This is a genomic window from Aeromicrobium sp. CTD01-1L150 (genome assembly GCF_041951745.1).
Taxonomy (GTDB): domain Bacteria; phylum Actinomycetota; class Actinomycetes; order Propionibacteriales; family Nocardioidaceae; genus Aeromicrobium.
Map to the genome: position 1 here is coordinate 965,298 of NZ_CP169555.1, position 12,607 is coordinate 977,904.

12 protein-coding genes are annotated in these 12,607 nt (G+C 66.9%); 8 read left to right on the plus strand and 4 right to left on the minus strand.

What is annotated here, in order from left to right:
• Positions 1 to 2: 2 nt before the first annotated feature.
• The 3 genes from ACEVFP_RS04770 to valS all read right to left on the minus strand — a co-directional run bounded on the left by ACEVFP_RS04770 (position 3) and on the right by valS (position 4,636).
• Positions 3 to 974, minus strand: a complete 972-nt coding sequence (locus ACEVFP_RS04770) for a hypothetical protein (RefSeq protein WP_375002372.1) — start codon at positions 972 to 974, stop codon at positions 3 to 5.
• A 366-nt stretch (positions 975 to 1,340) separates the two neighbouring features.
• On the minus strand, positions 1,341 to 1,967 hold the full coding sequence (locus tag ACEVFP_RS04775; RefSeq protein ID WP_375002373.1) for a GyrI-like domain-containing protein: 627 nt from the start codon (positions 1,965 to 1,967) through the stop codon (positions 1,341 to 1,343).
• A 14-nt stretch (positions 1,968 to 1,981) separates the two neighbouring features.
• Positions 1,982 to 4,636 (minus strand): valine--tRNA ligase, encoded by a 2,655-nt coding sequence (valS, locus tag ACEVFP_RS04780; protein ID WP_375002375.1) that lies wholly within the window; start codon positions 4,634 to 4,636, stop codon positions 1,982 to 1,984.
• A gap of 95 nt (positions 4,637 to 4,731) precedes the next feature.
• Between valS and ACEVFP_RS04785 the strand changes: the two genes are divergently transcribed.
• Genes ACEVFP_RS04785 through ACEVFP_RS04800 form a run of 4 tightly spaced genes read left to right on the plus strand, consistent with a single transcriptional unit; the run spans position 4,732 to position 7,937 of the window.
• Positions 4,732 to 6,072: a bifunctional folylpolyglutamate synthase/dihydrofolate synthase gene (locus ACEVFP_RS04785; RefSeq protein ID WP_375002377.1), complete on the plus strand. Its 1,341-nt coding sequence runs from the start codon at positions 4,732 to 4,734 to the stop codon at positions 6,070 to 6,072.
• Positions 6,069 to 6,419 carry a DUF4233 domain-containing protein gene (locus ACEVFP_RS04790; protein WP_375002378.1) on the plus strand — a complete coding sequence of 117 codons (351 nt, stop codon included), beginning with the start codon at positions 6,069 to 6,071 and terminating at the stop codon, positions 6,417 to 6,419. The genes ACEVFP_RS04785 and ACEVFP_RS04790 overlap by 4 nt, the downstream gene beginning before the upstream one ends.
• 52 nt (positions 6,420 to 6,471) lie before the next feature.
• Complete coding sequence (locus ACEVFP_RS04795; RefSeq protein WP_375002379.1) at positions 6,472 to 7,080, plus strand: metallophosphoesterase; 609 nt, start codon at positions 6,472 to 6,474, stop codon at positions 7,078 to 7,080.
• A 2-nt stretch (positions 7,081 to 7,082) separates the two neighbouring features.
• Positions 7,083 to 7,937: a chromosome partitioning protein ParB gene (locus tag ACEVFP_RS04800; protein WP_375002381.1), complete on the plus strand. Its 855-nt coding sequence runs from the start codon at positions 7,083 to 7,085 to the stop codon at positions 7,935 to 7,937.
• Between the two features lie 62 nt (positions 7,938 to 7,999).
• Here the strand turns inward: ACEVFP_RS04800 and ACEVFP_RS04805 are convergent, their stop codons facing one another.
• Entirely contained in the window at positions 8,000 to 8,749 is a 750-nt protein-coding gene (locus ACEVFP_RS04805) for an IclR family transcriptional regulator C-terminal domain-containing protein (RefSeq protein ID WP_375002384.1), read from the minus strand.
• A 133-nt stretch (positions 8,750 to 8,882) separates the two neighbouring features.
• Between ACEVFP_RS04805 and ACEVFP_RS04810 the strand changes: the two genes are divergently transcribed.
• The 4 genes from ACEVFP_RS04810 to ACEVFP_RS04825 are packed head-to-tail and all read left to right on the plus strand — an operon-like array spanning position 8,883 to position 12,575.
• The gene (locus ACEVFP_RS04810) at positions 8,883 to 10,139 is read left to right on the plus strand and encodes an aromatic ring-hydroxylating dioxygenase subunit alpha (protein WP_375002386.1); all 1,257 of its coding nucleotides are present in this window, start codon (positions 8,883 to 8,885) and stop codon (positions 10,137 to 10,139) included.
• Positions 10,136 to 10,603 (plus strand): aromatic-ring-hydroxylating dioxygenase subunit beta, encoded by a 468-nt coding sequence (locus ACEVFP_RS04815; protein WP_375002388.1) that lies wholly within the window; start codon positions 10,136 to 10,138, stop codon positions 10,601 to 10,603. Before ACEVFP_RS04810 ends, ACEVFP_RS04815 begins: the two co-directional genes overlap by 4 nt.
• A 53-nt stretch (positions 10,604 to 10,656) precedes the next feature.
• Positions 10,657 to 11,571 carry a PdxA family protein gene (locus tag ACEVFP_RS04820; protein WP_375002389.1) on the plus strand — a complete coding sequence of 305 codons (915 nt, stop codon included), beginning with the start codon at positions 10,657 to 10,659 and terminating at the stop codon, positions 11,569 to 11,571.
• Positions 11,568 to 12,575 carry a 2Fe-2S iron-sulfur cluster-binding protein gene (locus tag ACEVFP_RS04825; RefSeq protein WP_375002391.1) on the plus strand — a complete coding sequence of 336 codons (1,008 nt, stop codon included), beginning with the start codon at positions 11,568 to 11,570 and terminating at the stop codon, positions 12,573 to 12,575. Before ACEVFP_RS04820 ends, ACEVFP_RS04825 begins: the two co-directional genes overlap by 4 nt.
• Positions 12,576 to 12,607: the final 32 nt, after the last annotated feature.

Genomic DNA, 12,607 nt, shown 5'->3' on the forward strand with positions numbered 1-12,607 from the left:
CGTCACGCACCGGTCGGTGTGAGGGCCTCGTGGGTCAGGGCGCGACGACGGCGGTAGGAGAGTGTCGCGACAGCCAGTGCGACCGCCCACAGCGGCCACAACAGATGCGGCAGCACGACGAGTGGCAGCTCGGTGGCGCCGTCCAGGAGGTCCGACCGGTCGGTGACGCCCTGGATCGCGATCGTCCGGCTGGCAGCCAGCACCATCGCCGCCACGGCCAGGGCCGGCACCACGGCGAGCCCGATCGGCACCCGGCGGCCGGCCAGGCCCACCATCCATCGAGGGAAACGCTCGCCCCAGGGGGCGATCAGTCCCCAGGTCAGCACGGCTCCCACGACGGCCGCGGCGCCCAGGCCGAGTCCTGCCCACAGGGTGAGGTCGTCGAAGGTCTCGGAGCGAAACCCTGGAGCCTTGACGAACATCAGCACACGGGTGAGCGCATAGGCGAGCGGCGCCTCGATGGCGATCTTCGTCCAGCGCCGGGTGGCTCGGGTCGCCGCCTCGAGGTCATCGCCAGTGCCACCGCGGCCACCGCGCAGAGACAGGAGCACGGCCACGACGGCGGCGAGGGTGACGGTCTGCAGTGCGGTGCCGACGGTGACGACCTGGACCAGGTGCTCGGTCCGCCCCATCAGGAGGATGACGAGCAAGGCGGGCAGGTATCCGAGGATCATGATGATGCTGTGGTCGAGCAGCAGGATCGCTGGAACCGCGCCCGTGACGGCGACGGCCGTGCGACGCCGAGAGCGTCGGCCGGACCACAGAGCCAGCGCCGAGGTCGTCAGGCCGAGCGCCGCCACCAGCAACGCGGCGTCGGCCACCGGTCCGGCCGCGAACAACATCGACTGGCCGAACTGGTCGTCCGGGTCGGCCAGGGGGTTGGTGCCGAGGAGAGCAGCGAGGTGGGCGAGGCCGAGTGCTGCGGCCGCGAGCACGATGAGGAGGAGGCGTCGGGACACCGGCTGTGTGTTCATGTCCCGAGCCTCCTGCGCCCCGCTGTTCGCGGCGTCCTCCTCAGGGATTGACCCGGTCAACCTCAGGAGTGACGTCTCCGCACCCGAGCTCGCCACCCTGGCCGAGCGAGGAAGACCACGAAGGCCATGCCTGCGAGCGCTGACCAGGCCCCAGCGCAGGGCGCGGGTGAGTGCGCGATCCTCTTTCTGTTGCCGGAGCAGGAGGACGGCGACCACCAGGCTGGCGCTGAACAGACCCCTGACGCCGTACTGGAAGACCTGTTGGCCGAGCTGGTTGACCGCGTCGTCGCTGGTGTTGAAGTGACTGAACGTGCCGCGTGCGGCCTGCAGGGTGCTCCGGTCAGCCCGACGTCGGGCCTGCCGAGGTCACCGTTCCCGCGTCGCCTCGGAGACCGGCTGACGCAGGATGGTCCGCAGTCGCGCCGGCTCGACCCGGCGCGCGTCGCTGAGGTACACCTCGTGGTGCCTGCCGGTCATGCGCAGTCCGGCGTCGGGGATGAAGCGTTCGTGCATCTCGGCCAGCACAGGGCCCTCGTCGTCGTAGGAGCCGACGTGCAGCGTCTGGACACACCGGTCCTCACGCAGGGTCTCCAGGCGGAGCCGATCCAGCGCCGGCCCCTTGCCCTTGGCGGCCGTCTGCTCGACGGCCACGCCGACCATCGTCGACGGGACCCAGTCGGGCACCATGATCATGGCCGTCCAGCTCCAGCGCGACTTGTCACGCCGGGCCGTGAAGGCAGCCATGTCCTCGGCCCACCACAGCGCCTCCAGGGGCATGACCACGTGGTCGCGGCCCAGCTCGTTCCTGCTGGCGAACTTCAGCGCGTAGGCCACCGGGAACAACGTCTCCACGGCCGCGGCCCACTGCGGTGCGGTGTTGGGGTCGCCATGACCGTCGATCATCAGGTACTGCAGCGGCGGGACGTCGAGCACCCGCAAGACGCCGCGGCGCGCGGCGTAGCAGTCGAGCGTCTTCTTGAGGTCGACCTTCACACCGTCTTCCGAGATCAGTCCGTCCCGGCGAGGGTGGCCTCGACGGTGACCTCGTCGGCCGCGTCGTCACCCGTCAACGTCAGGGCGCCGACGATGCGACCGGCGGCCTTGACGTCGCCGAGGGCATGCTCGGCGCGTTGCAGGACGGCCTGTGGTCCGCGGGCGACGGCGGTGGTGACCTCGGTGCGCTGGCTCACCTTGGCGACGGACTTGGCGCCACGGATGCCGGCGAGCACGGCGGCAGCGGCCGGCAGCAGCTCGGCATCACCCGCGGTGGTGGCGACGTCGTCGACGCTCGGCCAGTCGGTGCGGTGCACCGAGCCGCTCTGCCACCAGGACCACACTTCCTCGGTGACGTACGGCAGGAACGGCGCCAGCAGTCGCAGCTGCACCGACAGTGCCGTCACGAACGCGGAGCGGGCCGACTGGGCACCTTCTGCCGCCCACGGCCCGGCACCCCCGCCAGGGGCACCTTCTGCCGCCCCCGGCCCGGCACCCCCGCCAGGGGCGCCTTCTCCCCGGGCGCGTTCCTTGACCAGCTCGAGGTAGTCGTCGCAGAAGTCCCAGAAGAACTTCTCGGTGACCTCCAGGGCAGAGGAGTAGTCGTACTCGTCGAAGTGGCGCGTCGCCTGCTCGACGACGTCGCGCAGCCCGGCGAGCATCGCGAGGTCGAGCGGCTCAGTGACGGCGGTGGCGTCGAGGTCGGCTGCCGTGGCGCCGAGGCCGTAGTCCTCCGGCGCCGCCAGCACGAACTTGCTGGCGTTGAGCACCTTCATGGCCAGCCGGCGCCCGACCTTCATCTGGGTCTCGTCGAACGGCGAGTCCGAGCCCGGCCGGGCCAGCGCTGCCCGCCAGCGGACGGCGTCGGCGCCGTACTTGGACAGGATCTCATCGGGCACGACGACGTTGCCCTTGGACTTGCTCATCTTCTTGCGGTCGGGGTCCACGACGAACCCGGAGATGGCCGCATGGCTCCACGGCACGGTGCCGAACTCCTGGTGCGAGCGCACCACCGTGGAGAACAGCCACGTGCGGATGATGTCGTGCGCCTGGGGGCGCAGGTCCATCGGGAACGTGCGGGCGAACAGGTCCTCGTCGCGCTCCCAGCCGCAGGCGAGCTCCGGCGACAACGACGACGTCGCCCAGGTGTCGAGGACGTCGGGGTCGGCGATGAACCCGCCCGGCTCACCGCGTTGCGTCTCCTCGAACCCGTCGGGGGCCTGGGAGGCGGGATCGACGGGCAGGGACTCCTCGGTGGCGAAGATCGGGTCCTCGTAGTCCGGCTCGCCGTCGGCGTCGAGGCGGTACCAGACTGGGAACGGGATGCCGAAGAACCGCTGACGGCTCACCAGCCAGTCGCCGTTGAGGCCCTCGATCCAGTTGGTGTACCGCGACTGCATGTAGCCGGGCTTCCAGTCGATCTGGTCGCCGCGGGCGACCAGCGCGGCACGCAGGTCCTCATCGCGCCCACCGTTGCGGATGTACCACTGTCGGGTGGAGACGATCTCCAGCGGCTTGTCGCCCTTCTCGTAGAAGTTGGCGACGCGGTGCGTGGGCTCGGGCTCGCCGTCCAGGGCGTCGGCCTCACGCAGCGCCTGGACCGTCAGCTCCCGTGCGGTGAACGTCGTCTTGCCGGCCAGCTCGGCCCACAGCCTCTCGCCGGGGCCACCCGCGACCCACTGCGGGACCTCGCGCAGGAAACGCCCGTCGCGTCCGATGACCGTGCGGTTGGGCAGCTGGAACTCGCGCCACCACTGCACGTCCGTGAGATCACCGAAGGTGCAGCAGTGCACGATGCCCGAGCCCTTCTCCGGGTCGGCCAGCGTGCTGGCGATGATCGGCACCTCCACACCGAACAACGGGGAGACGGCGGTGGTGCCGAACAGGTGGGCGTACCGCGCGTCGTCGGGGTGAGCGATGATCGCGACGGCGGCGGCGGTGAGCTCGGGTCGGGTGGTCTCCACGACGATCGGGCCGGTCTCGTGCTGGTACGTCACCCGGTGGTAGGCGCCGGGGTAGTCGCGGGCCTCCAGCTCGGCCTGGGCCACGGCGGTCTGGAAGGTCACGTCCCACAGGGTGGGGGCGTCCTGGCTGTAGGCCTCACCGCGGGCGACGTTGCGCAGGAACGCACGCTGGCTGACTGTCTGCGCATCGTCACCGATCGTGGTGTACGTCTGCGTCCAGTCGACGCTCAGCCCGAGCGTGCGCCACAAGGCCTCGAAGACCTTCTCGTCCTCCACGACGAGCTGGTTGCACAGCTCGATGAAGTTGCGTCGGCTGATCGGGACCTGTCGCTTGGGGTCCGGCTTCTCGGGGGGCGTGAAGTCGGGGTCGTACGGGAGCGAGGGGTCGCAGCGCACGCCGTAGTAGTTCTGCACGCGACGCTCGGTGGGCAGGCCGTTGTCGTCCCAGCCCATCGGGTAGAAGACCTCCTTGCCGCGCATCCGCTGGAAACGGGCGATGAGATCGGTGTGGGTGTAGCTGAAGACGTGACCGACGTGCAGGGAACCGGAGACCGTCGGGGGAGGGGTGTCGATGGAGTACACGTCGGCCCGCTCGGCGGAGCGGTCGAAACGGTATGTCCCCTGCTCCTCCCATACCCGGCTCCACCGTTCCTCGAGACCTTCGAGGGCGGGCTTGGCCGGGACGCGGTTCTGAGCAGTGGTCACGAGAGGACAGTCTAGGAGGCCACGTCGCGCCGCGGACCGGCCCCGGCCTCGTGCGGGCGCAGGGCACTAGCCTGACGACTGCGATACTGGCGGGGATGAACCCCACCTATGCCGAGGTCGAGGCCGCCCTGCTGGGCCGCTGGCCCGAGACCCGCCTCGATCCGTCGCTGGACCGGATCACCGCGCTGCTGAGCCTGCTCGGTGATCCTCAGCGTTCCTATCCCGTGGTGCAGCTCACCGGCACCAACGGCAAGACGTCGACGGCACGGATGATCGACGCCCTGCTGCGTTCCCTGGACCTGCGCACGGGACGCTTCACCAGCCCGCACCTGAGCTCCATGACCGAGCGGATCAGCCTCGACGGCGAGATGCTCAGCGAGGAGCTGTTCGTCGAGGCCTTCGCCGACGTCGCCGCCTATGCCCAGATCGTCGACGACAGCCAGCCGCACCCGGTGTCCTTCTTCGAGCTGACGGTCGCCATGGCCTATGCCGCCTTCGCCGACGCTCCGGTCGACGCCGCCGTCGTCGAGGTCGGCATGGGTGGGACGTGGGACGCCACCAACGTCGCCGATGCCAAGGTCGCGGTCATCACCCCGATCGCGGTCGACCACAGCGCCTACCTCGGCCACGATGCCGTCGACATCGCCCGGGAGAAGGCCGGCATCATCAAGCCGGGAGGCCATGTCGTCATCGCCGAGCAGGAGCCGGAGGTGCTGGACGTGATCCTGCAGCGCTCGGCCGAGGTCGGTGCCACGGTGCTGCGCGAGGGGGTGGACTTCGCGGTGGCGGACCGGCTCGCCGCCGTGGGTGGCCAGCAGGTGGCCCTGCAGGGTGTCGGTGCCCGCTACGACGAGGTGCTGCTGACCTTGCACGGACAGTTCCAGGCCCACAACGCCGCCCTCGCCCTCGCCGCCGTCGAGGCGCTGACCGGCAGCAAGGAGCTGGAGGCCGAGATCGTCCGTGACGGCTTCGCCGAAGTCGACGCGCCGGGGCGGCTGGAGGTCGTGCGACGTGGTCCCACCGTCATCGTCGATGCGGCGCACAATCCGCATGGCATCGCCGCGAGCGTCGCGTCCCTGCAGGAGGAGTTCGCCCTCAGCCCGCTCGTCGTGGTGCTCGGTGTCATGGCGGACAAGGACGTGGAGGAGATCGTGCGCGGGATCGAGCCTGTCGCCTCACACGTCGTCTGCACGCAGAACTCCACCGACCGCAGCATGTCCGCGGGCGAGCTGGGGGAGATCGTCGAGGACGTCCTGGGCGACGCCGCCAAGGTCAGCGTCGTGCGCAGCCTGCCCGATGCACTGGAGCGGGCGATCGAGCGCGCGGAGACCACCGAGGGCTACGAGGACGCCGTCGGCAGTGGGGGCGTCCTGGTGACGGGCTCGGTGATCACTGCCGGGCAGGCACGGCTGCTGCTCGCGAGGGACGGCACATGAGGGGCATGTGCTCGGCGATGCTGACCTTCGAGGCGATCCTGCTCGGGCTCAGCGTCCCCGTCATGATCAGCGTCGAGGACGTCCCCGCGTCGGTGGCTGCGCCTCTGGGGCTCGGTCTGGCCGTGCTGTGCCTGCTGACCGCAGGGATGCTGCGCAAGCCGTGGGCCTACGGGATCGGACACGGCATCCAGGCGGCATCCATCGCCCTGGGACTCCTCGTGCCGGTCATGTTCTTCATCGGCGGCATGTTCGCCGTGCTGTGGGCCTCTGCCTTCCTCCTGGGCCGACGCATCGAGGCCGACAAGGCCCGCTGGGCCGCACAGGGCGAGGGTCCTGCCGACGCCTGATCGCCTCGGCCGGGCCTCGCCCGGGCGCGGCCCGCGGAGTACTCTGCGAGGCATGGTCCGGGTGCTGGCGGTGGCCGACGAGGAGGTCCTCGGGTTCGAGTCGCGCCTGCGTGACCTCGACGTCGACCTGGTGCTCGGCGCCGGCGACCTGCCGTGGTCCTACCTCGAGCAGATCGTCCGGGTGCTGGACGTCCCGGCTGCCTTCGTCCCGGGCAACCACGACCCCGACACCGGGACGGTGAAGAAGGCAGGCCCGGAGGGCTTCGTCGACGTCGACGGTCGCGTGGCGGACGTCGGGGGGCTGCGGGTGGCGGGCCTCGGTGGGTGTGTGCGCTACAAGCCCGGCCCGCACCAGTACACGCAGGACGAGTACACCCGGCGTGGCCACCAGCTCACCAGTCGGGCCGGCGGCCCCGTCGACGTCCTGCTCACCCACGCTCCGCCGCTCGGCCTGGGCGATGAGCCAGATGCGCCGCACCAGGGCATCGCGGCCCTGCACGACGTCCTGAAGCTCCTGCGCCCCCGGTGGCACCTGCACGGCCACGTCCATCCCCACGGGATGCGCAAGCCCGACCGTCAGGTCGCCGGCACCACGATCCGCAACGTCATCCCATGGCGGGTCCTCAATGTCGAACCACTCGCCGTGACGTCGCAGGTGTGAGCATGGTCAGCAGCTCTGGATCCCCGCGCGTCGACGCCGAGAGCGACTTCCTCAAGGCACGCCGCCACCAGGTGCTGTCCGCGCTGGCCGCCCGCGTGCAGGGGGCCTCCGACGACGTCGTGCAGTCCATGTCCTTCGACGAGGTCGTCGACGCGCTCGGCCGTCGCTCTGAGCACTACGCCGGTACCAAGGTGATCCCGCTGGACGCGATCGTCGGCTCGGTCGACAAGATGCGTGACTTCGACCGGCGCTTCCGACCGACGTCGGCCCGCAGCCGGCAACGGTGGGAGCGTCTGTCGCGGGCGAGCCGCACGGGTGAGGAGATCCCGCCGATCGAGGTCTACCAGATCGGTGACCTGTACTTCGTGCGTGACGGGCACCACCGGGTCTCGGTCGCCCGCAGCCTGCGGCTCGACGTCATCGAGGCCCGGGTCACCGCCATCGACACGTTCCTCAAGCCGGTGGGCATCGGGGGTCGTGCTGACCTGGAGCTCAAGCACTGGCGGCGGATCATGCTGGAGCGTGTGCCGTTCACCGGTGAGGCGCGTGCGGCGGTGGCAGTGGACGATCCGTTCGACTATGGGGTGATCGCCGAGACCGTGGAGGCGTGGGCGGCCCGGACGATGCACGCCGAGGGCGCGTACATGGACAAGGCGACGATGGCCGAGCGCTGGTATGACGAGGAGTTCCGGCCGGTCGTGGCCATGATCGAGGAGGCCGGTGTGCGTGGCGCAGACGAGCGGCCGGCCGCGGCCTACCTGAGGGTCGCGGGGGAGCGGTACCGGTTGATCCGTGAGCACGAGTGGAACGAGGAGGTCCTGCAGACCCTGCGCAGCAAACGCCGCCGCAAGCGCTGACGCTGTCCTGCTGGCCCAGAAGTTTCGGCGCTCGGTACGTCCAGCCGCTTCGATCCGAGTTGCTAGAGTTGCCGACCGAGAAGTTCGGCCTGACGTTGGAGCGTAGGAAGGGCCCTACTCTTTAGTTCGTCCAGCGAAATCCGAGCGGCCGACGCACTCACAGACATCGAGGCGACACCCTTCCCGGTCGAATCGCTCACGGGCACTGCGATGGAGAGAAGGCCGACTTCGAGTTCTTCATCGCTCACTGCGAAGCCATTAGCGCGGGTGCTCTCGACCCTTTCACGGATCTCTGCCGAACTCGTTGGTGTGCGCGGTGTCCGGGCGGGGAAGGGCCCGCTGTCGAGGTAGTCTGTCAAGTTCTCCTCACTCAGTCCTAGTAGAAGGACGTGCCCGGTCGCCGAAGCGTACAGGGGCAGGCGAGCGCCGACGCGTACGCCGGCGTTGACGATCGACTGGGTCTCGCTGCGGGCAATGAATAGCGACTCCCCGCGGTCCCTGACCGCAAGCGAGGCCGCCTCGTTGACAGATTCACGGACTGCCGAGAGATGTGGCCCCGCCAGCTGAGGCAGCTCCGCCGTGTCGCCGTATATCGCCCCCAGCCGCAGAAGTCGCGGGGTCGGCGAGAAGTACTTCCCGTCAGTGCTGAGGTAGCCGAGGTCGACAAGTGTCAACAGGCAACGCCGGGCAGTCGCTCTGCTCTGACTGGTTGCGGTCGCTGACTCGCTGATGGTCAGCCTCGGTGCCTGACCATCGAACGCCTCCAGTATTGCCAGTCCCTTGGCCAGCCCGGCCATGCCTTCAGCGGTCATCAACGGTCCCCTTGACATATGTGTGATGGGCAGCACATCATCGTACTTGTTCGCAAAGAGTACATGAGTTCGTTATACGAACAACACCTTTAGAGTTCACTCCACTTCGTGTTGCATGACAGGAGGGAAGACGGTGACCATTGCAACCCCCGCAGAGCGACGCTGGCCCCGGGCGCTGACCGAGGTTCCGTACTGGGTGTTCCAGGACGAAGCGATCTACAGCGCCGAGCAAGAGCACATCTTTCACGGCCCGTTCTGGAGCTACTTGTGCCTTGAGGCTGAGCTTGCCGAACCGGGCGACTTCTGTGCCACCTTCATCGGCGATCAGCCGGTTCTGGTGACTCGCGATTTTGACGGAGAGATCTACGCGTTCGAGAACCGCTGTGCGCATCGTGGATCGCTGATCTCGATGGAGTCACACGGACATGCAAAGGACTTCACTTGCGTGTACCACGCCTGGACTTACAGCCTCCAAGGCGACCTCACGGGTGTTGCCTTCGAGGCAGGCATCAACGGTAAAGGCGGTATGGGAAGCAGCTTCTGCAAGGCGGTTCACGGCCCGCGACGTCTGCGGCTAGCCAATGTCCACGGCCTGATCTTCGGCAGCCTCAACAACGATGTGCCCGAGATCGAGGAATACCTCGGTCAGGAGGTTCTCGATCGGATTGAGCGCCTGCTTGGTGGGCGAAGGCCCGTCGTCTTGGGGCGGTTCACTCAGACGCTGCCGAACAATTGGAAGCTTTATATGGAGAACGTCAAGGACTCCTATCACGCGAGCATCCTGCATCTGTTCTTCACCACCTTCGGACTCAACAAGCTGAACCAAAAGGGCGGCATCATCGTTTCCGAGAATGGAGGGCATCACGTCAGTTGGTCCGCAATCGATCGTGAAGTCGAGGCCGACGAACACTACAAGAACCAGAACATCCGATCCGAGAGCGAGTACCAGCTTGAGGACCCGTCGCTGGTCGATAGTTTCGATGAGGTCGGTGACGACATCACGCTGCAGATACTGTCTGTCTCCCCGGGGTTCGTTCTACAGCAGATCCAGAACTCAATCGCCGTCCGCCAGGTCTTGCCTACAGGGGTGGATAGCACCGCCCTCAACTGGACGTACCTCGGTTTCGAGGATGACAGCGAGAAGCAACAGTTGGTTCGGATGAAGCAATCCAACTTGGTCGGCCCCGCTGGGTATGTCTCGATGGAGGACGGCGCCATTGGCGGCTTTGTCCAACGAGGCATCGCTGGCGCGAGCAACGAATCCGCCACAGTGCAAATGGGTGGCGATCAGGCAGTCTCTAGCGAAAGCCGCGTCACGGAAGCTTCGATCCGCGGGTTCTGGAAGATGTACCGCGAGGCGATGGGCTTCACCCTCGAGGAGGGGAAGTGAGCGACGCATTCACACTGATTACACGAGCGCAGGGAAGTTACGTCCGGGCCATTGACGATGGGCCAATCGAGGACTGGCCTGAACACTTCACCGACGACGCCTTCTACAAGGTGACAACCGCGGATAACCACCGTCGCGGCCTTCCCGCTGGGGCGATCTGGGCAAACAACCGGAACATGCTCAAGGACCGGGTCTCCGCGCTCAGGGAGGCCAACATTTACGAACCGCATGTCTACCGGCACTTGCTCGGTCAGCCCGCAGTATTCGAAGAGTGCGAGAACTCCGCAAGCAGTGAGACCTCCTTCCTGGTGCTACGCATCACTGGCGACGGTCCTACCGATGTGTTCGCCAGTGGGCGCTATCTCGATGAGTACGTCTGGGCTGACGGCAAGGCGCTGCTAAAGAAGCGGATCGTGGTCTGTGACAGCAACCGCACCGACACGCTGCTGGTTCTCCCGCTATGAGCCGCGTCCTTATGACCACTGGCGACCCGAACGGCATTGGACCGGAGGTCGCAATGAAGGCGGTTGAGAAACTGAGAACGAGTTCGCCGGTCGTCGTGGGGGACCTATGTGCTCTTGAAGCACCAGCCGACGCCTGTGGACTACGGCTGCGACCGGCGCGCCCGGGTGCGCTCGCCGAGCCTGGTGTCTGCGATGTCGTGGACGTCGGAGTGCTGCGGCCAGACGAGCTGCGTGTCGGTGAGGTGTGTGCTGACGCCGGCGTTGCCACAGTGGAGTATGCGAAGACCGCAGTACGCCTCGCGACGACCGATGGCTACTGCGGCGTCGTGGCCGGACCGCACTCAAAGACTGCGATTCACCGGGCTGGGATCGACTTCGCTGGTTACCCGTCACTGATTGCTGACCTCACCGGGGTCCCGGACGACTATGTGTTTCTGATGCTGGTTGGCGGCGGCCTTCGCATTGCTCATGCCACGTTGCACTTGCCGATGTCCGAGGCGATGGAGCGGCTGAGCGTCGACCTTGTCGCTGAGGCTGCTACGGCACTGCACAGAACTTTGATCTCGATCGGCATCACCGATCCAAGCATTGGCATGTTCGGAATCAATTGCCACGCCAGCGAAGGCGGTCTCTTCGGAGATGCCGATCTCAGGATCAGCGGCCCCGCTGCGGAGCAGTTGCGTGCCGCGGGGATCGACATCACCGATCCGACCGGCGCCGATGTGCTCCTCGGCGACCCCCAGTGCGATGGCTACCTTGCGATGTATCACGACCAGGGTCATATTCCGGTGAAGCTTCTCGCAGGGCGGCGTGCCGCCGCGGTCACCATCGGTGCAGGAGCGCCCTTCTCCAGCGTCGGCCACGGTCCGGCTTTCGACATCGCGGGGCGGGGCGCGGCCGACCCCAGTGCAGTTCTGGTCGCTCTCGGTCTGTTTGCCAACCCCGGGTCACAGGAGGCGGGGCTGTGACGAACACCATCAGCGTGATCGAAACCGACATCTCCTTCCCATGTGAGACGGGTCAAACGGTCCTCGATGCAGCAGAAGCTGCCGGATGGGCGATTCCCTACTCGTGTCGCAAAGGCGTATGCGACAGCTGCATCGGCGACCTGATCGCGGGAGAAATCACGGTTCCACAACAGGGAGTTGCGCTTGGGCCGGCTTCCGGCATCCGCCTTTGCCGGGCAAGGCCGATTGCGAACGTACAGATCAAGCCGCGCAGGATCAACGCACGCACGCCGCCAGTCCGCAAGCGGCTGGTGACCACTGTGTATCGTCGGCGCCGTGTGGCGCCGAGTGTCACCGTCCTTGACCTGCGCTTTCCGATCGGTCGGCGTACACCGTTTCACGCGGGCCAGTTCCTCAACGTCGTTCTAGATGACGGAGACACCCGCTCATACTCGTTCGCAAATTCGCCGCAGCACAACGATCTTGCGCAATTGCACGTTCGGCACAAGCCACAGGGTGTGTTCTCTGCGCGCATACTTCAGCAGCTGGAATTTCACGACACCGTCCAGATCGAGGCCCCGTTTGGCGAGTTCGGGGTCGATGAAGCCGACACCCCAATCGTCCTGATGGCAACGGGCACGGGTTTCGCTCCGATGCGATCGATCATCCTGGACCATATTGCACGCCGGCTCACCCGCCCGATCCATCTCTATTGGGGTGGACGCACGCTCGATGACCTCTATCTTGCCGACAGCGTCGGTCGCCTCGCCCGCTGCTATCCGTGGTTGACGTTCACACCAGTGCTTTCTCGTCCCGATGCCACGTGGACCGGAAAAGCTGGCTGGGTGCAGAACGCTGTGCTTGCGGACTACCCGGATCTGGATGATGCAGAAGTCTACGCCTGTGGCAGCCCGCAGATGACCCAGTGCGCTCTCGACACGCTGACCCGTGAACGTGACCTTGACCCTACTCGCTTCCGCGCAGATGCGTTCGTGTCCGCTGTCCCGGAACACTCGCCGACGTGACGCACTCCCATGCCTCCGAGGGACATTCACCA

What these genes read in the sequence shown, in the direction of transcription:
- ACEVFP_RS04770 (WP_375002372.1), bottom strand. Translation starts at nt 974, where the DNA reads ATGAACACACAGCCGGTGTCCCGACGCCTCCTCCTCATCGTGCTCGCG.
- ACEVFP_RS04790 (WP_375002378.1), top strand. Translation starts at nt 6,069, where the DNA reads ATGAGGGGCATGTGCTCGGCGATGCTGACCTTCGAGGCGATCCTGCTC.
- ACEVFP_RS04805 (WP_375002384.1), bottom strand. Translation starts at nt 8,749, where the DNA reads ATGACCGCTGAAGGCATGGCCGGGCTGGCCAAGGGACTGGCAATACTG.
- ACEVFP_RS04785 (WP_375002377.1), top strand. Translation starts at nt 4,732, where the DNA reads ATGAACCCCACCTATGCCGAGGTCGAGGCCGCCCTGCTGGGCCGCTGG.
- ACEVFP_RS04800 (WP_375002381.1), top strand. Translation starts at nt 7,083, where the DNA reads ATGGTCAGCAGCTCTGGATCCCCGCGCGTCGACGCCGAGAGCGACTTC.
- ACEVFP_RS04820 (WP_375002389.1), top strand. Translation starts at nt 10,657, where the DNA reads ATGAAGGCGGTTGAGAAACTGAGAACGAGTTCGCCGGTCGTCGTGGGG.
- ACEVFP_RS04795 (WP_375002379.1), top strand. Translation starts at nt 6,472, where the DNA reads ATGGTCCGGGTGCTGGCGGTGGCCGACGAGGAGGTCCTCGGGTTCGAG.